Source organism: Pseudochrobactrum sp. sp1633 (assembly GCF_030376605.1).
Taxonomy (GTDB): Bacteria; Pseudomonadota; Alphaproteobacteria; order Rhizobiales; family Rhizobiaceae; genus Pseudochrobactrum.
The window spans coordinates 22,052-45,073 of the sequence record NZ_JARRAE010000008.1; the positions used below are offsets into that span (position 1 = coordinate 22,052).

Sequence of the window (23,022 nt, forward strand, 5' to 3'; positions counted from 1 at the left end):
AGGGTTTGCAGGGTATTTGCTGCAAGGCTCGGTGTTATTATTTTTGTATAATGAACAATTTTAAATCATCATACAAGATGGATTGACTGGTATGATGATTTGTTTTAGCCTCGCAATGATTGAGGAGATCGCATTATTCTGTGGGAGGAAAGATATGCGTATTTTGAAGGCGGCCGCTTTGGCCGGAATCATGACAGGAGCAGCTATTGCGGCTGTTGCAGGATCATCTGCGGCCTATGCGGCGGATGTGAAAATCGGCTTTGTTGTAAAGCAGCCGGAAGAACCATGGTTTCAGGATGAGTGGAAATTTGCCGATGTAGCGGCAAAGGAAAAAGGTTTCACTCTGGTCAAAATCGGTGCGGAAGACGGCGAGAAGGTGCAATCCGCGCTGGATAATCTCGCAGCGCAGGGCGCTACCGGTGTGATTATCTGTACGCCGGACGTAAAGCTCGGACCTGGAATTATTGCCAAGGCCGAGGCCAATGGTCTGAAACTGATGACTGTTGATGACCGTCTTGTCGGCGCTGATGGCAAGCCGCTGGAAGATGTTGTGCATATGGGCATCTCTGCCACCAAGATTGGTGAAGAAGTTGGCCGTGCGATCAGCGAAGAAGTCAAAAAACGTGGCTGGGACTGGAAAAACGTCGGTGCAATCCGTGTTTCCTATGACCAGTTGCCGACTGCCGTTGACCGTGTTGAAGGCGCGCTTTCGGTCCTGAAAGAAAACGGATTGCCGGAAGCCAATATTTTTGCGGCACCGCAGGCAAAAACCGATACTGAAGCCGCGCTGAATGCATCTACTGTTGTTCTCAACAAGAATGCGGATATCAAATATTGGGTTGCCGTTGGCCTCAATGATGAGTCCGTGCTCGGTGCAGTACGTGCAACGGAAAGTGTTGGTATTCCGTCTGAGAATGTTGTGGCGGTTGGTATTGGTGGTGCGGAATCCGCCATCAATGAGTTTAAAAAACCAAGCCCGACCGGCTTCTACGGCACAGTCATCATTTCTCCGAAGCGTCACGGTTATGAAACAGCGATGAATATGTATTCATGGCTGGCTGATGGCAAAGAACCGGAAAAGCTAACCCTGACATCAGGCCAGCTTGCCTTGCGTGATACTTACGCAGAGGTTCGTAAAGAACTCGGCATCGAATAATCAGATTGTTCTAAGCAATTCAGGCCGGAATCTTTCATAAATTCCGGCCTTTTTTCAAAGCGCCGCTGCAATACATGCGGCTGCTCAGAAAACGGATGCGGCATGACAGATTATCTGACGTTTAAAAATATTTCAAAGTTCTATCCCGGTGTTAAGGCGCTGACTGATGTTTCATTCGGCGTTGCCAAGGGCGCTGTTCATGGGGTGATGGGAGAAAACGGTGCGGGTAAATCCACGCTTATCCGTGTTCTTTCCGGCGATCAGCAGGCGAATAGCGGCGAGATTATCATTGATGGTGTGGTGCAGAAATATGCATCCGTGCGCGATGCTTTTCATGCCGGTGTGATCGTTATCCATCAGGAACTGCAACTGGTACCGGAACTGAGTGTTGCGGAAAATCTGTGGCTCGGGCGCTTTCCTGCCAAAGCGGGTATTATCAGTTTTAAAGCGCTGGTAAGTGCTGTCGGCGAAAAATTGCAGATGATCGGCATTGATATCGACCCTGCCACCAAGGTTGCACAGCTTTCAATCGGTGAGCGGCAGATGGTGGAAATCGCCAAAGCCGTGATGCTGGATGCACGTATCATCGCGCTCGACGAGCCGACGTCTTCTTTGTCATCGCGCGAAAGTGAAATCCTGTTCCGCCTGATCGGCCGTTTGAAGGCTGAGGGCAAAATCATTCTTTATATCTCGCATCGTCTGGATGAGATTTTTCAGCTGTGTGACAGTCTGACTGTGCTGCGTGACGGTAAACTGGCTGCCCATCATCCCAGTCTGGAGAAGGTCACCCGCGACCAGATTATCTCTGAAATGGTGGGACGGGAGATCAATAATATCTGGGGCTGGCGCGGGCGCGACATCAGTAAAAACACATTGCTGAAGGTCGAAAATCTCAGCGGCAGCAAATTGCCGGTGCCTGTGAATTTTGAGGTGCGTGCCGGTGAAATTCTGGGCTTTTTTGGCCTGATCGGCGCCGGACGTTCGGAGATGAGCCGCCTGATTTACGGAGCTGATCAACGACGCACTGGTACGGTGTATGTTGATGGTAAGGTTGTGAAGGCTGATGATCCGCGCAGTTCTATCCGTGCGGGTATCGTCCTTTGTCCTGAAGACCGTAAATTTGACGGTATTGTTCAGGGGCGTTCGATTGAAGAAAATATCGCTATTTCTGCCCGCAGACATTTTTCCCCGTTTGGCTTGATCCGCCCGAAAAAAGAGGCGGAACTGGCTGAAACCTATATCGGAAAATTGCGGGTGCGTACGCCGTCGCGCAAACAGAATATCGTCAATCTCTCCGGCGGCAACCAGCAGAAGGTTATTCTCGGCCGCTGGCTTGCCGAGCAAAATATCAAGGTGCTGATTATTGACGAGCCGACGCGCGGTATTGATGTGGGTGCCAAGGCAGAGATTTATGAAATTCTTTATCAGCTTGCTGAAAACGGCATGGCGATTGTGGTGATCTCCAGCGAACTGCCCGAAGTCATGGGAATTTCAGACCGGATTATGGTGATGTGCGAAGGGCGGATTGCCGCCGGATTTGATCGTGCTGATTTTAATGACCGCGCCATTCTCACGGCGGCACTACCGGATAAGACCGTCGCTGAAGCGGCAGCCGGATCATTACAAAAGGTATCCTGAACGATGGTTTCAATTAAAAAAATCCTGCTTGGCGAGCAAGGGCTTGTGGTGATCTTCCTGCTGGCTTTTGCAGTGGTGGCGCTGACAGTCCCGAATTTTCTGACTGAACGGAACATGCTGGGGCTTCTGCAATCGGTGGTAACCATCGGCATTGTTGCCTGCACGATGATGTTTTGTCTTGCATCGCGCGATTTCGATCTTTCCGTAGGCTCTACGGTCGCCTTTACCGGCATGATTGCGGTGATGGCGTCCAATGCCACCGGCTCCATTTTTCTCGGATTGCTGGCCGCTTTAGCAGGCGGTTTTATCGTTGGGCTGTTCAATGGCGTTGTGATTGCGAAATTTCGTATCAATGCGCTGATTACCACGCTGGCAACAATGCAAATTGTGCGTGGGCTGGCGCTGATTTCCAGTGATGGTCGCGCGGTTGGTATTAATGATCCGTCTTTCTATCAACTGGCACTGTCAAAATTTTTAGGTATTCCGACACCAATCTGGGTGATGGGACTGCTGTTTGTCATTTTCGGATTTGTGCTCAACCGCACAGTCTTTGGTAAGAACACGCTGGCAATCGGCGGTAATCCTGAAGCATCGCGTCTTGCCGGTGTGAATGTGGATTCTATGCGGATCTGGATTTTTGCTTTGCAGGGGCTGGTCTGCGGCATTGCCGGTATTTTGCTGGCATCGCGCATTACGTCCGGTCAGCCGAATGCGGCAACAGGGCTCGAATTATCTGTCATCTCGGCTTGTGTTCTTGGTGGTGTTTCTCTGGCTGGCGGTCGTGCTGCAATGCTGGGCGTGATTGTTGGCGTGCTGATTATGGGCATTGCCGAGAATGTCATGAACCTGCTGAATATTCAGGCCTTTTACCAATATGTTGTGCGCGGCTGCATTCTTCTCATTGCTGTACTGCTGGATAATCTGCGTTCAAACATGATCGGGTTCAGAGGATAAACACTGATGAATGACGCTGATTACGCATTGGTCGATTGGGGAACGAGCAGTTTCCGCCTGTGGCTAACGGATGCACAGGGTCATGTGCTGGGCGAAAGTCGCAGTGATGAAGGTATGATGCATTGTGCTTCGGCGGGTTTTGCACCGGTGCTGGAAAAGCATTTACACAAGCTGGAAGCAGGATCGGATCTGCCGGTTATGATCTGTGGTATGGCCGGTGCACGGCAAGGCTGGGCAGAGGCACCCTATATCAGCCTGCCTGCTGCGCTTGATGGTTTGGCAGATTATGCGCTTAAATTAGAAAATCAGACACGCGATATCCGTATTCTGTCCGGGCTTGCGCAGCGTGATGCATCCGCAGCCAATGTGATGCGTGGCGAGGAAACCCAGCTTGCGGGTATTGCCACGTCGATGCCTGATGGTCTGCTCTGTATGCCCGGCACACACAGTAAATGGACGAGGCTGGAAAACGGTACTGTCACGCAGTTCGCGACCTTCATGACCGGTGAGCTCTTTGCGGTACTGTCTCAACATTCCATTCTCAGACATGAGGTGGATACGGGTGTGGCTTTTGATGAAAATACACCTGCTTTTCTCCGTGCTGTTGAAAAGACATGCGCGGAACCGGCACGGATTGCCGAGGATGTTTTTGGTATCCGCGCTGCACAATTGCTTGGTTTTGAAGAACAGTCTGAGGGTGCCGCTCATCTTTCCGGTCTGCTGATTGGTGCAGAGGCGGGCAGAGCAAAACAGCTTTATGGCGCGGGTACAATCGGGCTGGTGGCTTCGGGAAAACTCGGCCGGTTGTATCAGGCCGCGCTGGAAAGAGCCGGTTTCAGCATCACTCTGCTGGATGGCGAGGTTGCAGTCCGGCAGGGATTATTTTCGGCGGCGGCCAGAGTGTGGCCGGCAACACATAATGCGCGGTAAAGAGGAGAGCACAATGTCATCTGTCATCTGGCCGAATTTGAAGCGCTCACTGGTGGCGATCATTCGCGGTATCCGCAATGATGAGGTTGAGCCGGTGCTTGAAGCTCTTATTACAGAAGGGTTCGAGATTATTGAGATTCCGCTGAACTCACCGGAGCCGTGGGTTTCGATTGAGCGCGCGGTGAAACTATTCGGTGACAAAGTGCTGATCGGTGCCGGAACCGTGCTGACAACAGAAGATGCGCAGCGGCTGGCAGATATTGGCGGGCGGATTATGGTGAGCCCGAATACGGATGCCGATGTTATCCGCCATGCAACTTCCTGTGGGCTGATTACCATGCCTGGTTGTTATACGGCGAGTGAGGCTCTGCTGGCGATCCGCAGTGGCGCTTCCGCATTGAAATTCTTTCCTGCCGGTTCCCTTGGCCCTTCAGGTGTCGCGGCGATTAAAACCATTCTGCCGAAGGATGCTGTTGTCGGGGCTGTAGGTGGTGTTTCCGATCAGAATTTCGGGGATTATGCCCGCGTGGGTGTACGCACATTCGGCATAGGTTCCAGCCTTTATAGATCAGGGGACAGTGCGGAAACTGTGCAGGCAAAAGCCCGTCTGACAATCACGGCCTATGACAAGGTTTTTGGTGGTGAGCATGGCTGAGATATTTGTGCCCGCTGCGTTGAATGCACCTTTGTGTAAGCTGGGTGAGGGGCCGGTCTATGACCCTCATACAGATACAGTATGGTGGTTTGATATTCTGCAATCCAAACTCTGCGAATATCAGTTTCAAAGCGGTGTGAGCAGGCAACATGATTTGCCTTTTCCCGCCAGTGCCCTTGCACGAGTGGATGCCCATCGCCAGCTCCTTTTCACAGAGCGCGGCCTGTATCTGCGCGATGTGGCAACAGGTGATCTGTCTCTGCATTGTGAAATCGAAGCGGATAACAACCTGACCCGTTCCAATGATGCGCGGGTGCATCCATCAGGGGCATTCTGGCTTGGCACAATGGGCTGGCAGGCTGAGCAGGGTGCAGGTGCAATCTATTGGTATTTCAAAGGTGAGTTGCGCAAGCTTTACGACAATATCACGATCAGTAATGCGATTTGTTTTTCACCGGATGGCACGGTCGGATATTTTGCCGATACAGCTTTGCGCCAAGTGATGCGTGTGTTGCTTGACCCTGCGAATGGTGTGCCGGTCGGGGAGCCGGAGTTGTTTCTCAATGATTTTCCCGCAGGCAATCCCGATGGTGCGGTTGTTGATGCGGACGGTAATTTCTGGGTTGCCCTCTGGGGTGGTTCGCAGATTGCCGGATATGCACCGGATGGACGTTTTTTGCGCTCAATTTCATTGCCGGTTTCTCAGCCGAGTTGTCCTGCTTTTATCTGCAAAACTGCCAACCAGATGCTGGTGACATCCGCATGGGTCGGGCTGGATGACGTGGCGCGGCAACAAGAGCGGGCGGGAGCGACATTCATCATGGATCTGCCGTTTCAGGGCAGGTTTGAACCCGATGTCAAAATCATCTGACCGGAGGCTGCCATGAGCATCATCACGTTGAAAAATCAACAATTTGAAGCGCATATTGCCACCCAAGGCGGCACAGTGCACGGCCTGTGGTGGCACAATCAGGGGCAGATTATTCCTCTGCTGCGTGAAGCAAAACATGCCGATGCAATACCGGTGGAAACAGGTGGTTTTCCGCTCATCCCGTTCGGCAACCGTATTCCGCAAAATCACTTCAGTTTTGAGGGGCGGGACTATCATTTTCAGGCCAATACAGATGATGACCCGCTCTATATTCATGGTGAAAGCTGGCACGGTCTCTGGCAGATTGCAGAGCAGTCAGAGAGCCGGCTTGTATTGTGCTTTACCCATGACAAAGCCGATGCTGCTTTTATCTACGAAGCGGAACAGAGTTTTACGCTGGATGAAACCGGTTTCAGCCTCTCCATGCGTGTGACGAATAAAGGGGATAAAGCCATGCCGTTCGGCCTTGGCTGGCATCCTTATTTTCATCTGACTGAGCAAACGCAGCTACAGCTCAATGCGCAGAAAATGTGGACGCAAGGTGCGGGTTATTTACCGGAAAACCGCGTCAATATTCCCGATGATCTGAATTTCAGCAGCACAAGAAAACTTCCCGATCATTGGGTGAATAACGGGTTTGAGGGCTGGGACGGCACTGCGCGACTTGTCTGGCCGGAACAGAATACCGCGCTAACCATGAGTGCCGACCCGTTGTTTAACCGGTTCTTTCTCTATGCGCCGCATGGTGTGCCGGAGCCGCAATCCCGCTCAGATTATTTTTGTCTGGAGCCGATGTCTCATATGGCGGGCGATCATTGCCACGACGGTTACGGTGGTCTGAAAATATTGCAACCGTCTGAAAGCCTGTCAGGAACCATTTGCTTGCAGCCTGAGCAAACTAAAACATCAGGTCGATAAAAGGGTAACAAAATGAAAATCACCAAGCTCACGACCTATATTGTGCCGCCACGCTGGCTGTTTGTGAAAGTGGAAACCGATGAAGGTATTTCCGGCTGGGGAGAGCCGATTGTTGAAGGTCGTGCGCTGACAGTTGAAGCGGCTGTACATGAGCTGTCTGATTATCTGATCGGTAAAGACCCGTTTTTGATCGAAGACCATTGGAATGTCATGTATCGCGGCGGGTTCTATCGCGGCGGCGCTGTGCATATGAGTGCCATTGCCGGTATTGATCAGGCACTGTGGGATATTAAAGGCAAGGCGCTGAATGTGCCGGTGCATCAGCTGCTGGGCGGACAATGTCGCGACCGTATCAAAGTCTATTCATGGATCGGCGGTGACCGTCCGTCTGACGTGGCACGCAATGCGAAAGAAATGGTGGATCGCGGTTTTACAGCATTGAAGCTCAATGGAGCGGAAGAGCTGCAGATCGTTGATAGCTATGCCAAGATCGACGCGATTGTTGAAACCATTGGCACCGTGCGTGATGCGGTTGGCCCGCATGTCGGGATTGGGGCGGATTTTCATGGCCGCGTGCATCGCCCGATGGCGAAAGTGCTGGCCAAGGCACTCGATCCGTTCCGGCTGATGTTTATTGAAGAGCCGGTTTTATCCGAAAATTATGAAGCGCTGAAAGAAATCGCCAATCATACGTCCACGCCGATTGCTCTGGGGGAGCGTCTTTATTCCCGCTGGGATTTCAAGAATATTCTCTCCGGCGGTTATGTGGATATTATTCAGCCTGATCTTTCCCATGCGGGTGGGATTACCGAATGCCGCAAGATTGCTTCGATGGCTGAAGCTTATGACATTGCACTGGCGCCGCATTGCCCGCTGGGGCCGATTGCTCTGGCTGCTTGCCTCCAAATTGACGCGGTGAGTTATAATGCCTTCATTCAGGAGCAGAGCCTGAATATCCATTATAATCAGGATAATGATATTCTGGATTATATCACCAATCGTGAGGTCTTCGATTACAAGGACGGTTTTGTGGCTATTCCGCAAGGGCCGGGGCTGGGTGTCGAAGTGGATGAAGCCTATGTGATTGAGCGGGCGAAAACCGGCCATCGCTGGCGCAATCCGGTGTGGCGTCACGAAGATGGCAGTTTCGCTGAATGGTAATGCGGACGTTCAAAAAGGATAAATATCATGGCTGATCGTCTGATCGGAAAACGCATTGTTATCACCGGCGCAGCACAGGGTATCGGCCTTGCTATTGCGCAATGTTTTGGCCGCGAGGGCGCAGCGCTGTTCCTGATTGATACGGATGGGGTATTGCTGGAAAAAGAGGTGCTGGCTTTGCGGGAAAGCGGCGTTACGGTCGGTTTTGCTCGGGCGGATATCTCGGATGCCAAAGCGATCGAAAATGCTTTCATTCAGGCGGATGCGGAAATCGGGCAGATTAATGCACTGGTCAATAATGCGGGGATCAATGTCTTCAGCAAACCGCTGGAGATGAATGATGAAGCATGGAACCGTTGCTTCGATGTTAATCTGAAAGGCGCATGGAATTGTTGCAAGGCTGTGCTGCCACGTCTGATTGAGCAGGGCGGTGGTGTTATTCTCAATATTGCTTCCACCCATTCTTTCACGATTATCCCGCACACCTTTCCTTATCCGTTGGCGAAGCATGCCTTGCTCGGCATGACCAAATCGCTGGGGCTGGAATATGCGCCGCAGCAGATACGTGTGAATGCTATTGCACCGGGCTATGTGCTGACGCAGAAGAATGTGGATTATTGGAACAGTTTTCCTGACCCAGAGGCAGCAAAAGCAGAGACCATGCGATTGCATCCGGGCGGACGCATTGCCAGCACGCAGGAAATCGCGATGGCTGCCGTGTTTATGATTTCAGATGAGTGCCCGTTTATGACCGCAGCCTGCCTGACAATCGACGGCGGTTTAAGTGTTTTGCAACACGCTGTCTAAATAGTGCGCAAGAGTAAGAGATCAGTCCGCCGGACTGATCTCCTGATTTTGTAAGAAGGCTGTACCGCCTGCGGCTTGCACAGCCAGACTGCCGGACTGAATACCGGCATTGAGTGCCGTTTGTGCATCTGCGCCGGAAAGCCATGCATTGATGAAACCGGCATTGAAGGCATCGCCTGCACCGGTGGTATCAATCACCGGTACGTTCTCGGCCTTTGCATGAAGATTATGCTCGTTGGAGCGCAGCCATGCACCTTCCGCACCGCCTTTTAGCACCACAACGGGAAATGTTCCCGCGAGTTTATCGAGAGCATCTTGCGGGTCTTCAAAACCGGTAATGGCCAGTGCCTCTTCTTTGTTCGGCAGAAAAATATCAATGCCTTCGCAAGCTTTGAGAAGCGCCGGATCATAGATCAGGGTCTCGTCCCAGCTTGGATCAAGCGATACGGTCAGACCGTGCGCCTTGGCGCGTTGCACGAGATCAGGGATCTCATGCAGCGTTGCATATTCCGCGATGTGCAGATGACCAGCCTGTGACCAGTTGAGCGCGGCATTCAATGTTGCAGGCAGTGCTGTGCCTGCACGGCGTGACAGGAAAGCGCGGTCATTGCCGATGACGCTGGCAACAGTCACCTGAGGGCCAGCATCAACGGAACGCTCCAGAAATTGCAGATCAATGCCTGCTGCTTCCAGCTCCGGTGCCAGACCCGTCGACAGTGCATCCAGACCGAGCCGTGCCACAAGTGCACTGACGCGGCCGGTATGCGCCAGATGCGCGGCGGTGATATAGGCACCGCCACCGGCAGCCATTTTCAGATTATCGGCAAAGACTTCACGTCCCGGTTCCGGCAAAGCTGCCAGACCGGTAAAAATCAGATCACAGTAAATCCGCCCGATGCTGAGAACGGCCGGATGCTGATTGTCTTTCAAACTCATAAACGACCCAGACTTTTCTCTGTCTTCTTATCAAACAGATAGAGACTGCCACTGGCTGCGCGTGCCGTCAGCGTGCTACCGGTGGCCGGAATGAACTTGCCTGATGCAGTGGCAATAATCGCCGTACCCTGCACATCAATATGCACGAGTGTTTCAGGCCCCAGCGGTTCAGCAGCAGTGACAGTGCCGGTCAGTTCAATGTCTGCCGGTGCGGAGGCATCATCGCCGGTGACAACCATCAGATCATGCGGGCGGATACCGATCAGAATGTCGCCGTCCGGAGCAAATTCCACGCTGTTGCCGTTTTTGCGGCCGGCTACTAAATTCATGGACGGGCTGCCGATAAAGCGGGCAGTGAACACATCCACCGGACTTTCATAAAGCTCAGTCGGTGTGCCGGTCTGCAGAATATGACCATCACGCATCACCACAATACGGTCAGCCATAGTCATGGCCTCCACCTGATCGTGGGTCACATAGACGGTTGTGGTCTTGAGGCGCTGGTGCAGACGCTTGATTTCAATACGCATCTGGGCCCGCAATTGTGCATCAAGATTGGACAGAGGCTCATCAAACAGGAAGGCAGACGGATTGCGCACCATCGCGCGCCCAATGGCAACACGCTGACGCTGGCCGCCGGAGAGCGCAGCAGGGCGGCGATCCAGATAAGGCTCAAGTCCGAGAATTTTTGCGGTTTCTTCAATACGGGCATTCTTATCCGCATTGGAGATTTTGGAGGTATAAAGGCCAAAACCGATATTCTGACGCACCGTCATATGCGGATAGATTGCATAATTCTGGAACACCATTGCAATATTGCGCTGTTTCGGGTCACGCTCATTGACGACTTCATCGCCGATTTTCAGCGCGCCGCCGGAAATGTCTTCCAGACCGGCAATCATGCGTAGCGTCGTGGATTTGCCGCAGCCGGAAGGGCCGACAAAGACTACAAATTCGCCGTCTGCAATTTGCAGGTCAATGCCGCGCACAGCCTCAACCTTGCCATAGCGTTTAACCAGCTTGTTCAGTTCGATCGTGGCCATCAGCGTTTCTCCACCAAGGCTTGAAATTTATCATTGAGCTCGCGCGCGGCTTTGGCCTCGTCTGCGGCTTGTGTGTCTGCAAGGCTTGCAAAAGCTTTGGCCTGATCGCGATAGGCTGTCAGTGCCTCAGCCATTGGCTCAGGGGCGGGGCCACCGAAACGGTCACGCACAGCGATAAAATGTTCCGGCGATACCAGCTCTTCAAACTTTGTGCGGTCGAAAGACGGGTCTCTGCCCGCCGCATGTTTGAAGGCTTCCAAAAACGGCTCATAGCCGTCCTGTGCCAGACCGCCACCTTTGGCGACGACGGCTTTGGCCACGGTTGCTGCAATTTCATGCGCCTGACGGAAGGACAGACCTTCAATACGCACCAGTGAATCCGCCAGTTCGGTAATGGTGATGCAGGAGCGGCGGATATTGTCGGCAACGCGTGCCGGATCAATGCGGATTGCCTGCACAAAAGCGGCCAGCAGATCGAGTACGCGACCGGCAGAAGCAAATGCCTCATAGCCCATCTGTTGCGTTTCACCTTCACTGTCATTCATATCGGTGAAAGGCGTATTATGAATTACATCCATTACCGTGCGGGCACGACCCATCGTCTGGCTGGCCAGATGACGCATATGCTCGATTGGCACCGGATTGCGCTTCTGCGGCATGATCGAGGAGATCTGCACAAAGGCATTCGGCACATAGATCTGGCCAACCTCGAAGCTCGTCCAGAACTGGAAATCCTGCACCAGACGGCCGAGATGGATAAACATCAACTCAATCGCGGAATAGGTTGAGGTGATGTAATCCGATGCCGCAATACAGCTGTAAGAATTGCATAAAGGCGCGGCAAAGCCCAACAGGTCGGCCACGCGTGCGCGGTCGATGGGAAAACCTGAGGTGGTGATGGCTGCCGCGCCCATAGGTGACAGGTTGACGATTTCACGAGCGGCCGCAAAACGCTGCATATCGCGGATCAGCACTTCAATCGCTGCGGACAGATAATGACCGAAGGTTGAAGGCTGCGCAGGCTGACCATGCGTATAGGCAACGATCAGTGTTGCCTGCTCGCGGGTTGCCGTTTCGATCATCGCATTGAGCAGATGACGCGATTTGGCCAGCAGCACGTCAATGTGCTCTTTCAGGCCGAGTTTGAACAGCGTGTGGTCGATATCATTGCGTGAACGTGCGGTGTGCAGGCGACCGGCAATATCCGCACCGAGGCGGGATTTCAGTTCCTTCTCAATCAGGAAAAAGAAGTCCTCAACTTCACCCGTATAGGTGAGGGATGCCGGATCAACATCACGGTCGATCTGTTCCAGCGCACCGGCAATTGCCGATGCCTGTTTCTCGTCGAGAATACCGGTTTCCGTCAGCATGACCAGATGGGCACGGTCAATACGGCGGAAGCTTTCAACATGATGGGTTTTAGCGCCGTCAAAAAGCGGTTTCAGCACGGTCTCCTTGTAGACCGGATCAGGGAAAACGCTTTTATCGACAAGGCGCGGATCGTTTACAGACATTATAGTATCCTTATCCCTTGAGGTTTACCCTTTAAGTCCGGCCAGCATGACGCCGCGCACGATATAGCGCTGCAACACGAGGAACACGAGCAGGGTTGGCAAGGTGGCGATAGCAGCACCGGTCATAATCATTTCCCACTGGATTGACTGTTCAACCGCGAAACTCGAAAGCCCGACAGGCAATGTGTAGAGTTCCTTGCTGGTGGTGACGATCAGCGGCCAGAAGAAGGCAGTCCAGTTGCCGAGGAAGGTGAAGATTGCCAGAGCCGACAATGCCGGTGTGACCAGAGGCATTGCCACTTTCCACCAAATCTGGAATTCGTTCAGGCCATCCACACGGGCAGCTTCGAGGAAGTCATTCGGCACACCTTCAAAGAACTGTTTCATCAGGAAGGTACCGAAAGCCGTCATCATGCCCGGGAACATGATGCCCCAATAGCTGTCGAGCCAGCCGAGTTTGCTCGACATCAGATACCAAGGGATCACCAGCATTTCGGTCGGGATCATCAGTGTCGAGAGAATGGCGAGGAAGATGAAGTGGCGGCCACGGAACTGGAATTTTGCCAAGGTGTAACCGACAAGACTGTCGAAGAACACATTGGAGAGCGTAACGATCACAGCCACCAGCATTGAGTTGAAGAACCAGCGCAGGAACCGGCCGTCTGCCAGAATGGTCACATAGTTCTGTACCGTCGGGTCAGCCGGTATCAGCCGCAAGTCATAAACCTGACTGGCGGTTTTGAACGAGGTCGAAAACATATAGGCCAGCGGCGTGACCATGATGAGGCCGCCGATGAACAGCAATGTCCATGTGAGAACGCGGCCGGGTCTGATATTGGCAAACGGAAGTGCCGGTGTTTTGGTTTCAGCGGTCATTTCTTTTCCCTCAAGACCCACAGCTGCAACAGTGAGACAACCAGCAGAATGGAGAACAGCACGACTGTCTGTGCGGCGGCATAGCCCATGGCATAAGACGAGAAGGCGGTTTGATAGATCATCATCACCAATGGCTTGGTGGAGCCAAGCGGACCGCCCGGATCATAGGTGGTCATGTTATAGACCTGATCGAAAATGCGCAGGAAGCCGATAGATGAGAAGACGACCAGAAACACGGTTGTCGGCTTCAGCAGCGGAATGGTGATTTTGCGCAGGATTGCCCAGTCACCCAAGCCGTCAATGCGTGCGGCCTCGTAATAGGTGTTCGGAATAGCGCGCAAACCGGCCATGAAAATGATGATCTGGAAGCCGAGTCCCGCCCAGATGGATGTCGCCATAATAGAATAGAGCGCCTGATCCACAGACCGCAGGAATGTCTGTTGCGGCAGTCCGACGGCGTTGAGCATATTATTGATCACACCGATTGGTGCAGGCTGATAGAACCAGCGCCAGACCCAGCCCATTGCCGCGGCAGTGGTGAGAAACGGCAGGAAATACAGACCACGGATCAGTCCGTGCATGAAGCGCACACGATCCAGATAATAGGCGATCACAAAAGCCAGAAACAGGCTGACCGGTGTGCCTATAATCAGATAGGTAAACGTGTTTTGGAACACTTTCCAGAATTGCGGATCAGCAAAGAGTTTCTGGTAATTGGCAAGGCCGATAAATTTCGGTGGCTTCATCAGATCCCAGTTGGTCAGCGACAGCCAGAAGGCTTCAACCGTGGGATAAAAACGGATGACCGTATAAAACAGAATAGGCAGGGCGAGAAAGCTCCACACCCAGATGAGCCGCCTTGTGCGCATGGGCAGGCGGTTCCAGAAAGGTTCACCGGAGCGGGCAGCCGTCACAGTCATGGTTCAAAATACCTTATGGTATGGGAGCATATCCGGCAAAAATGCGGTGCGGTTCTGCGGGATCATGCGAAAAACAAATTTTGAGACCGCTGCCGGTGTTACGGTTTAAACCGGTGGTCATCTTCAGTTTCATGCGGCACAGCGATGAAACATTGCTCCGGAGTGCCGCTGATATTGGTCAGCGGCACTCCGGATTGTTTTGTTTTATTTGGCGTCGTCGATGATGGTCTGTTCTGCTTTCGCAGCTTCAGCAAGCGACTCTTTCACAGGCTGTTTTTCCAGAACCACGCGGTTCACCATATCCATTGCAGTCTGGCGCTGGGCTGCTTCATCCACAAACATAGTGGTGTGAGCATAGTCCAGACCTTTGAGGAACGGGCCATAGATCGGGTCTGCCAGATTGGTTTCTGTCTGGGCAACCGCACGACGTGCAGGCAGCTCGCCAACTTCCTTGAGCCAGATTTCCATCGCTTCCGGCGAGGAAATATAGTTCAGGAATTTCTTGGCAGCTTCAAGTTTTTCACCTTTTGCATTGGCACCGATGCCGTTTGCAAAATAGCTGGCATAGTTGGAACGCATGCCTTCAGCATTGGCTGGCAGCTCGGTTACGCCCCATTCAAAATCTTTGATGGTGCGGAATGCGCCGAGACGGAAAGTACCGTCAACAGTCATGGCAGCCATGCCTGCGCGGAATGCAGCCTGACCTTCATCCATGAATTTCAGCTCGCCGACTTTCTTTTCGGTCTGCAGGTCGGTGTAGAATTTCAGAGCCTTTTCACCGGCTTCGGAATCATAAGCGACTTTGCGATCATTGTCGGTATAAGGTGTGCCGCCGAACTGGCGAACCAGCACTTCACGCCACCAATGATGATCCTGACCGGCCATATCCAGTGTGATACCGGCAGTGGTCAGATTGCCGTTTGCATCGCGCTTTGCTGTCTTTTCAGCAGCGGCAACCAGCTCATCCAATGTTTTTGGCGGGTTCTTTGGATCAAGACCGGCTTCTTCAAACAGCTTCTTGTTGTAGAACAGTGCCAGTGAACGCACAGCGGTTGGCAGGCCGTAATAATCTTCGCCACGCTTCATGGAGCTTACGATCGGGAAGAACTCGCTCTCAATCTTGTCATGCGGGAAAGTGTCTGTCGGCAATGGCTGCAAAATGCCGCCTGCTGCAAATTTGTCGAGCCAGCCATAGAAAAGCTGCATCACATCAGGGCTGTTACCGGCCATTTTGGCAGCGATAACGCGGGTCTGATAATCATCGTAAGGGAAGGTGGTGTGCTTGACCTTGATATCCGGATTGGCTTTTTCGAAATTCGCGATCAGCTTGTCCATCGCTTTAACGCGCGACTCGAAAACATATTGCCAATACTCAATTTCAACAGCCTGCGCCGCGTTGAGCGCCATTGTGCTGAAACCTGCGATCAGTCCCGCAAATAGTAGTTTACGCATGTGAACCTCCCCTTATGCGCCTCCGGCTTGAGCCGGTGTCAGGCAAAAACAGTTTTAACTCATGCCTCTCACATTCGTTTTTGGAGACATGCTTTAGCAATCAGTGTTCGGAAATTGCAGCTTGGCCAAAGGCTTGCTTGCAGCTTTAGCTTTACAGGCGCGTTTTCCTCCGCAGCGCTATTCTCTACGGTCACTATTTTACGGGCTTTTGTCAATAAGATAATTTACTTGAGTTAATCTATTGCGGTTATGAAGGCTCTCGCTTATCATTTTTTGAGACGGGCAGGACGGGACAGCATGGGCGCACAGCCAATGAGTACACAATCGGGCATAGAATCGGGCACACAGCTGATTACTTTGGGCAAAAACCCCGAGCGAATCCGCGATCACAATCGTCGTGTGGTGCTGGATATTGTGCGTCAGCACGGCTCGCTGGGACGCATGCAACTTGCGCGTTTGACCCATCTGACGGCACAGGCGATTGCCAATATTGTCGACGAGCTGGTCTGTGAAAATCTGTTGATGGAGACCGGAAGGCTCAAATCCGGACGTGGTCAACCACCCAAACAATTTGCGGTCAATCCTGACGGGGCTGTGACGATGGGTGTTGAAATGGCATCCGATCATATGGTGACGACGGTGCTTGATCTGACAGGGCAACCCCGTTCGCGCCATATTACACCAGTGCATGATACCAGCCCCGCTGCGCTTTCCAGCCTGTTGCGTATACAGGTGGATCAGGTGAAGGCGGAATTCTCTGCCCCGCTGCTGGGTGTTGGCGTGGTGATGCCGGGGCCGTTTGATATTGAGGGCATGACTTCTGTGGGGCCGACCACTTTGCCCGGCTGGTCAGGTGTGGATGCGGCGGCGCTTTTAAGTGAAGCTTGCGGTGAGCCGGTTACTGTTGAAAACGATGCGAATGCGGCGGCAGTTGGCGAGCGCCTGTTTGGCGCGGGACATGCCATTTCTTCTTTCGCGATGATTTATTTCGGGGCTGGTGTCGGTCTGGGGTTGATACAGGACGGCGTGCCGTTTCGCGGGGCTTTCGGCAATGCCGGAGAAATTGGTCATATCGTAGTTGCACCAAAAGGCAAGGATTGCCCTTGCGGCCAAAGCGGCTGTCTGGAGCGCTATGCATCGCTGCATGTTCTGCGAGAAAAGCTGGCTTTGGCCGGTGTCACGGATACGGATTTTGACGATCTGCAAAAACTGTATGACAGCGTCCAACCGGTACTGATTGAGTGGATGGATGAGGCCGCGCTTTATCTCGCACCGATGATTGCCATGATTGAAAATATTCTTGATCCGGAAACGGTAGTGTTGGGCGGCATGCTGCCTGATGTCATTATTGACGGGCTGATAGCACGGATGGGGCAATTGCCGATTTCCGTTGCCAGTCGCCGCAGCCGTGCTTTGCCGCGGGTAATACGTGGTCATACTGGACAATTCACGGCGGCACTGGGTGCTGCTGCGCTGCCTTTATTTGAAGCGATGACACCAAAACTGGATACGCTCGCTGACTTGTAATTCATTCTTGGGAGGCATCCGGTGCTGACTGACCGCCAACGTATCGAACGACAAAAATCGGCTCCGGCACTTATGCGCCTGCATCGTACGCTGAGCCGGTTGCGTTCGGTGGTTACGGTCATGAATACTGGCGCGCATCCCGATGATGAACAGAGCGGGTTACTGGCTTTTTTCCGCTTTGGTGCGGGTATGCGGGTGATAATCGGCTGTTCCACCCGCGGTGAGGGCGGGCAGAATGCGCTGGGGCCGGAACGCGGCGGTGCCTTGGGGCTGATGCGCTCCCGTGAAATGGAAGAGGCCGCGCGGATACTGGATTGCGATATTGCATGGCTTGGTCACGGGCCAGATGATGCAGTGCATGATTTCGGCTTCTCTAAAGATGGTGACCGGACTTTCGATCGATGGGGCGAGGAGCGTATTGTCGAGCGCCTTGTACGTGCTTATCGCAGTGAGCGTCCGGATATTGTAATTCCGACATTTCTTGATGTGCCGGGGCAGCATGGTCACCACCGTGCGATGACGCGCGCGGCGGAACGAGCGATTGCGCTGGCTGCTGACGATCAGGCTTTTCTTGAGCATTTTGCGCAAGGTCTGCAGCCTTGGCAGGTCACCAAATATTATCTGCCTGCATGGTCTGGCGGGGGCGATACTTATGATGATGAGGTGCCGCCACCTGAGGCCACACTTATTGTCCATGCAGATAAGCGCGAACCGGTGACGGGTGCGGAGTATGACCGTATCGGGGAATGGTCGCGTTATTATCACGCTTCGCAGGGTATGGGACATTGGCCGGAGGAACCAAAAATACAGTGGCCTTTGCATCTGCTGCTGGCAAAAATGAATTGCGCAGAGGTTTCCGTTCTGGATAATCTGCCAGCCAATCTGGCGGCCTTAGTGGGTCATGCGGAGATGTCTGAAGTTGTCGCCCAAGCATTGCAGGATGCGCAAAAAGCGGTTGAGAGTGCTATTGCCGTTTTCCCTGACCGTGATGCAATCATCGCTTCTCTGGTATCGGCTGCGCGTAATATTGATATTATCCGCGCCGATGCACCGGCAGATTTTTTGCTTGCTCATGACCATCGCTTGTTGCGGAAAAAGACAGAGATTGATGCTGCATTGATTGAAGCTGCGGCGATTTTTGACGAAGCCGAGTTGACCCCGCCGGTAATGTCACCTGCCGATGAAGCTTTGTTGCAAGTCCGGCTTGGCACTGGTCATGCGCTGTATCAAACGCAGGTTGAGCCGGTTTTGCCGGAGCATTGTGAGGCCTATGCGCATGAAACAACCACGATCACTCAGTCCTTTGATGTGAAAGCCGGAGCAGAGGCGGCTTTCAACCCGCTTTACCGGCCGGTCTGGTCTTCACTTGGCGGCAATGGTGAATTCTATGTGCGGATATCGGCGCAGTTCTCGGACTATCAGGCCAAAGCGGACTTTGATCTTACAGAGCAATTTGCGCTGGTGCCTGCCCAGTCTGTGCGGATTGAGCCGGAAGCGGTGATTGTTCCTCTTGATCCGGCAGGCAAAACACAATGGCTGGTGAGTGTAACTGTCAGCGGTGATCCGCAACCTGTGCGTTTTGTCAGCGATAGTGGCTGGTCGGTTGTGCAAGATATCGATGGGATAAATCTTCATGCGCCGGAAAAACCGGAAGCCGGATTGTTCCGCTTAAAAGCGCAGATTGCCGGTCGTGATGCCGTGCGGCAGACGCCAATTGCCTATCCGCATATCGGGCGGGTGATGTATCGCGAGCCGGAATTGTTGAATGTGCTGGCGCTGGATCTGAAACTGCCGCAAGGCGCGCACATCGGTTATATCGGCGGCGGGGCTGATCGTGTTGGTCTGTGGCTAAGCCGTATGGGGCTGGATGTGACGGAGCTGGAGCCGAAACATCTGGCCGGTGACCTGCAACAATTCACGAGCATTGTTGTCGGTATTTTTGCTTTTGGCCTAAGGAGTGATCTGGCTGAGGCAACAGCACGCTTACATGCCTATGTTGAAAATGGCGGTCATTTGCTGACGCTTTATCATCGCCCGACCGATGGCTGGAACCCGCAGTCAACACCGGTGCGCCCGTTGAAAATCGGCTCGCCGTCCTTACGCTGGCGGGTGACTGATCCCGCAGCGACGGTCACCGTTCTGGCACCGGAGCATAGATTGCTCAATTGGCCGAATTGCATAACAGATGAAGATTGGCAGGGCTGGAATAAAGAGCGCGGGCTTTATTTTGCTTCTCTCTGGGACGAGACCTATCAGCCGTTATTGTCGATGCATGATGCCAATGAGCAGCCGTTAACCGGTGCGCTTTTGTCTGCACGGATTGGCAAAGGGCGGCACACGCACACCAGTCTTGTGTTGCATCACCAGATGGACAGGCTGGTTGCGGGGGCATTCCGTCTGATGGCCAATCTGGTAAGTGGTGCGGATGATGAGAGTTTGTCTGATATTTAGGACAGTCTAGTGCAATTCTACTGACTACTGCAAAAATCTGAACTGATTATGTTTCTGTTAACAACGCACTTTAGAGCATTTCACAGTCAAGTTGGATCAACTGACGGCCGTGATAATGCGACCACTAAAGAATCCAGAGCGAGCGCTATGATCCAAATGGAACGTAAACCGCTCTGGTGCTTATTCCTGACACAGGAACAAACGGACAGGTGTACTCATGCAGTTTGGAATTTTTACCGTTGGTGACGTAACAACTGATCCGACAACCGGCAAAACCCCGAGCGAACATCAGCGGCTGATGTCGATGATGAAATATGCGCTGAAGGCGGAAGAAGTCGGTCTCGACGTTTTCGCTACCGGCGAGCATCATAATCCGCCATTTGTGCCGTCTTCACCGACGACTATGCTCGGCTGGATTGCGGCTAAAACCAGTAAGATTCAGCTGACGACTTCGACTACTCTGATTACCACCAATGATCCGGTGAAGATTGCCGAGGATTTTTCAATCCTGCAGCATCTGGCCGATGGTCGTGTTGATCTGATGATGGGGCGCGGCAATACAGGGCCGGTTTATCCGTGGTTCGGTAAGGATATCCGTGAGGGTATTCCGCTGGCGATTGAGAATTATCATCTGCTGCGCCGTTTGTGGCGTGAGAAAACAGTGGATTGGCAGGGTCAGTTCCGCACGCCTTTGCGTGGTTTTACACTGGCACCGGCACCGCTTGATGATACGCCGCCATTTGTCTGGCACGGCTCAATCCGCAGTACGGAAATTGCTGAACAGGCTGCGTTCTACGGGGATGGTTTCTTCGCGAACCACATCTTCTGGAACAAGGAACACACCCAGCAGATGATCGATCTGTATCGTTCGCGCTTTGAACATTACGGTCATGGCAGTGCGGATCAGGCAATTGTCGGTCTTGGCGGGCATATTTTCATGCGTAAAAACAGTCAGGATGCCATTCGTGATTTCCGGCCTTATTTCAATAATGCGCCGGTTTATGGTCACGGACCGTCCATGGAAGATTTTATGGAAATGACCCCGCTGACTGTCGGTTCGCCGGAGCAGGTGATTGAGAAAACGCTGAGTTTTGCTGATTATGCCGGTCATTATCAGCGTCAGTTGTTCCTTGTCGATCATGCCGGTCTGCCGGAAGAGATGGTGCTTGAACAGATTGAGCTTCTCGGCACGGAAGTGGTGCCGGTATTGCGTAAAGAGTTTGAAGCACGGCGTCCGGCGCATATTCCGAGTGATCCGCCAAGTCATGCAAGCCTGCGAGCACAGGGCGAGGGCGGCAAGCACCGTAAGGTCATTCCGGGCGAGAGCGCAGAACAGCCAGCATGAGGCAGGTTTGATTAAGGGGCAGGGATATCTCTGCTCCTTCCCTGCCAATGAACGGAGATAATTATGACACGTCGTATTCTTGTATTGAGTGCAGGTCTGTCACAGCCATCATCAACCCGTATGCTGGCAGATCAGATTGCACAGGCAACAGCTACACAAATCGGTGCGCGCGGTGAAGAAGCGCAGATTGAGGTCATCGAGCTGCGTGAACTGGCTATGGACTTGGCCACGACTATGGCAACCGGCGGTATTCCGACGCCGCATCTCTCTGAGGTTAAAGAGAAAATCTCTGCGGCTGACGGGCTGATCGCGGTTACACCAGTTTTCACGGCCAGCTATAGCGGGCTGTTCAAAATGCTGTTTGACAGTCTGGATACCAATACACTGAACAATATGCCGGTGATTATTGCGGCAACAGCGGGAACAGCACGCCATTCGCTGGTGCTGGATCATGCTTTGCGGCCGTTATTTTCTTACCTGCGGGCGACAGTTGTGCCGACCGGTGTTTTCGCTGCGACTGAAGATTTTGGCAGCGGTGAAGCCGGACATGATCTGTCTTCCCGCGTGCAGCGTGCGGCCAGTGAATTTGCAGTGCTGGTTGTAGCGGAAAAGAGCGGTGTCGGTGGTTTTGTCCCGAATATTGGTGATCAGCGCAAGCGGGATTCCGGTGTGCAGCTCAGCCAGACGGTCACACCATTTGCGCAATTGCTTAAAGGGCGCACCGGCACAGCCGGTTGATAAACAGACAGCGACACATATTTAGAAAATTCAAAGTGCGGGCATTGAGATGCCGCACTGAAAGGAGCCAGTATTATGGAACTTGGTGTTTATAGTTTCGGCGATGTACAGAAAAATGCACAGACCGGTGAGCTGGGCTCAACGGCAGATGCAACACGCAACCTGCTGGAAGCTATTCAGCTGGCCGATGACGTGGGCTTGGATTATTTCGGTATTGGTGAACACCATACACGGGAAATGCCGGCCTCTGCGGCAACAGTTATTCTTGGTGCTGCGGCAGCCACAACCAAAAACATCAAGCTGGGCAGTGCGGTAACTGTGCTGAGCACCGATGATCCGGTGCGTGTGTATCAGCAGTTTGCAACGCTGGATGCCGTGTCGAACGGCCGTGCTGAGATTACTGCCGGTCGCGGTTCTTCGACAGAGTCTTTCCCGCTGTTTGGTCAGAGTTTGAATGACTATGACGAGCTTTATGCTGAGAAACTTGATCTGCTTTTGAAGATCAATGAGAGCGAAAGCGTGACATGGCAGGGCAAATTCCGCCCGGCTTTGAACGAGGCGCTGGTTGTGCCGCGTCCTGAAAGCGGCTCGCTGCCGATCTGGCTGGCAACCGGTGGTAATCCGCATTCATCGGTACGCGCCGGTATTCTCGGACTGCCGATTTCCTATGCGATTATCGGCGGACAGGCTGCACGTTTTGCACCTTTGGCCGAATTGTACCGTCGTGCGGGTGCTCAGGCTGAGATTGCTCCGGAACAGCTGAAAGTCTCGGTAGCAGTACCGGGTTTTGTTGGTGAGAATGCCAAGCAAGCCAAGGATTTCTTCTGGAAGCACTGGCATGCGGTGATGGAGCAGCTGGGCAAAATCCGTGGTTTTGCACCGCCGCCACGCTCGCATTATGACAGTGAAGCCAGCGGCGGTGGTGCGATTTTTGCCGGTGAGCCGGAGGAAATTGCAGAACGTATTATCACCTTGCAGAAACAGCTCGGGCATATGCGCCAGTTTTTCCAGATGGATGTGGGGCAGATGCCGCATAAGGATTTTCTGCGTTCGATTGAATTGCTGGGAACCAAAGTGAAGCCTCTGGTTGATGCGGAACTTGGCGTGGATTGAGTATTTTCGGTTTAAAC

At 53.0% G+C, this 23,022-nt stretch carries 20 protein-coding genes; 14 read left to right on the top strand and 6 right to left on the bottom strand.

Annotated features, from left to right (window positions below):
- Positions 1–154 precede the first annotated feature (154 nt).
- The 9 genes from P8H26_RS10670 (at position 155) to P8H26_RS10710 (ending at position 9,090) form a co-directional block, all read left to right on the top strand.
- Complete coding sequence (locus tag P8H26_RS10670) at positions 155–1,156, top strand: arabinose ABC transporter substrate-binding protein (RefSeq protein WP_289632973.1); 1,002 nt, start codon at positions 155–157, stop codon at positions 1,154–1,156.
- A gap of 102 nt (positions 1,157–1,258) precedes the next feature.
- Positions 1,259–2,794 carry an L-arabinose ABC transporter ATP-binding protein AraG gene (araG, locus tag P8H26_RS10675; RefSeq protein ID WP_289632974.1) on the top strand — a complete coding sequence of 512 codons (1,536 nt, stop codon included), beginning with the start codon at positions 1,259–1,261 and terminating at the stop codon, positions 2,792–2,794.
- Between the two features lie 3 nt (positions 2,795–2,797).
- The gene (gene araH / locus P8H26_RS10680) at positions 2,798–3,748 is read left to right on the top strand and encodes an L-arabinose ABC transporter permease AraH (protein WP_075657115.1); all 951 of its coding nucleotides are present in this window, start codon (positions 2,798–2,800) and stop codon (positions 3,746–3,748) included.
- A gap of 6 nt (positions 3,749–3,754) precedes the next feature.
- Positions 3,755–4,678: a 2-dehydro-3-deoxygalactonokinase gene (locus P8H26_RS10685; protein ID WP_289632975.1), complete on the top strand. Its 924-nt coding sequence runs from the start codon at positions 3,755–3,757 to the stop codon at positions 4,676–4,678.
- 13 nt (positions 4,679–4,691) lie between these two features.
- The gene (locus P8H26_RS10690; protein ID WP_289632976.1) at positions 4,692–5,333 is read left to right on the top strand and encodes a 2-dehydro-3-deoxy-6-phosphogalactonate aldolase; all 642 of its coding nucleotides are present in this window, start codon (positions 4,692–4,694) and stop codon (positions 5,331–5,333) included.
- A complete protein-coding gene (locus P8H26_RS10695) occupies positions 5,326–6,204 on the top strand; it encodes an SMP-30/gluconolactonase/LRE family protein (protein WP_289632977.1) in 879 nt (292 codons plus the stop codon). The genes P8H26_RS10690 and P8H26_RS10695 overlap by 8 nt, the downstream gene beginning before the upstream one ends.
- A 12-nt stretch (positions 6,205–6,216) precedes the next feature.
- The gene (locus tag P8H26_RS10700) at positions 6,217–7,122 is read left to right on the top strand and encodes an aldose 1-epimerase (protein WP_289632978.1); all 906 of its coding nucleotides are present in this window, start codon (positions 6,217–6,219) and stop codon (positions 7,120–7,122) included.
- Positions 7,123–7,134: 12 nt separating this feature from the next.
- Positions 7,135–8,283 (top strand): galactonate dehydratase, encoded by a 1,149-nt coding sequence (gene dgoD / locus P8H26_RS10705; RefSeq protein ID WP_289632979.1) that lies wholly within the window; start codon positions 7,135–7,137, stop codon positions 8,281–8,283.
- Positions 8,284–8,310: 27 nt separating this feature from the next.
- A complete protein-coding gene (locus P8H26_RS10710; RefSeq protein WP_289632981.1) occupies positions 8,311–9,090 on the top strand; it encodes an SDR family oxidoreductase in 780 nt (259 codons plus the stop codon).
- Between the two features lie 21 nt (positions 9,091–9,111).
- On the opposite strand, the gene P8H26_RS10715 is transcribed toward P8H26_RS10710, so the two are convergent.
- The 6 genes from P8H26_RS10715 to P8H26_RS10740 all read right to left on the bottom strand — a co-directional run bounded on the left by P8H26_RS10715 (position 9,112) and on the right by P8H26_RS10740 (position 15,831).
- Positions 9,112–10,026 (bottom strand): carbohydrate kinase family protein, encoded by a 915-nt coding sequence (locus P8H26_RS10715; RefSeq protein ID WP_289632982.1) that lies wholly within the window; start codon positions 10,024–10,026, stop codon positions 9,112–9,114.
- A complete protein-coding gene (locus tag P8H26_RS10720) occupies positions 10,023–11,069 on the bottom strand; it encodes an ABC transporter ATP-binding protein (RefSeq protein ID WP_289632983.1) in 1,047 nt (348 codons plus the stop codon). Before P8H26_RS10720 ends, P8H26_RS10715 begins: the two co-directional genes overlap by 4 nt.
- Positions 11,069–12,583, bottom strand: a complete 1,515-nt coding sequence (gene argH, locus P8H26_RS10725; protein ID WP_289632985.1) for an argininosuccinate lyase — start codon at positions 12,581–12,583, stop codon at positions 11,069–11,071. Before argH ends, P8H26_RS10720 begins: the two co-directional genes overlap by 1 nt.
- A gap of 24 nt (positions 12,584–12,607) precedes the next feature.
- On the bottom strand, positions 12,608–13,459 hold the full coding sequence (locus P8H26_RS10730) for a carbohydrate ABC transporter permease (RefSeq protein ID WP_289632987.1): 852 nt from the start codon (positions 13,457–13,459) through the stop codon (positions 12,608–12,610).
- Entirely contained in the window at positions 13,456–14,379 is a 924-nt protein-coding gene (locus P8H26_RS10735) for a carbohydrate ABC transporter permease (protein ID WP_289632989.1), read from the bottom strand. Before P8H26_RS10735 ends, P8H26_RS10730 begins: the two co-directional genes overlap by 4 nt.
- 204 nt (positions 14,380–14,583) lie before the next feature.
- On the bottom strand, positions 14,584–15,831 hold the full coding sequence (locus tag P8H26_RS10740) for an extracellular solute-binding protein (protein WP_289632991.1): 1,248 nt from the start codon (positions 15,829–15,831) through the stop codon (positions 14,584–14,586).
- Positions 15,832–16,128: 297 nt separating this feature from the next.
- On the opposite strand from P8H26_RS10740, the gene P8H26_RS10745 reads away from it, so the two are divergent.
- From P8H26_RS10745 to P8H26_RS10765, 5 genes are all read left to right on the top strand, one after another.
- The gene (locus P8H26_RS10745) at positions 16,129–17,358 is read left to right on the top strand and encodes an ROK family transcriptional regulator (protein ID WP_289632993.1); all 1,230 of its coding nucleotides are present in this window, start codon (positions 16,129–16,131) and stop codon (positions 17,356–17,358) included.
- 21 nt (positions 17,359–17,379) lie between these two features.
- A complete protein-coding gene (locus tag P8H26_RS10750; protein ID WP_289632995.1) occupies positions 17,380–19,809 on the top strand; it encodes a PIG-L family deacetylase in 2,430 nt (809 codons plus the stop codon).
- A gap of 217 nt (positions 19,810–20,026) precedes the next feature.
- On the top strand, positions 20,027–21,154 hold the full coding sequence (locus P8H26_RS10755; protein ID WP_289632996.1) for an LLM class flavin-dependent oxidoreductase: 1,128 nt from the start codon (positions 20,027–20,029) through the stop codon (positions 21,152–21,154).
- 63 nt (positions 21,155–21,217) lie between these two features.
- Positions 21,218–21,892, top strand: coding sequence for an FMN reductase (locus P8H26_RS10760; protein ID WP_289632998.1), 675 nt, complete (start codon positions 21,218–21,220; stop codon positions 21,890–21,892).
- Between the two features lie 75 nt (positions 21,893–21,967).
- Positions 21,968–23,005 (top strand): LLM class flavin-dependent oxidoreductase, encoded by a 1,038-nt coding sequence (locus P8H26_RS10765; RefSeq protein ID WP_289632999.1) that lies wholly within the window; start codon positions 21,968–21,970, stop codon positions 23,003–23,005.
- Positions 23,006–23,022 lie beyond the last annotated feature (17 nt).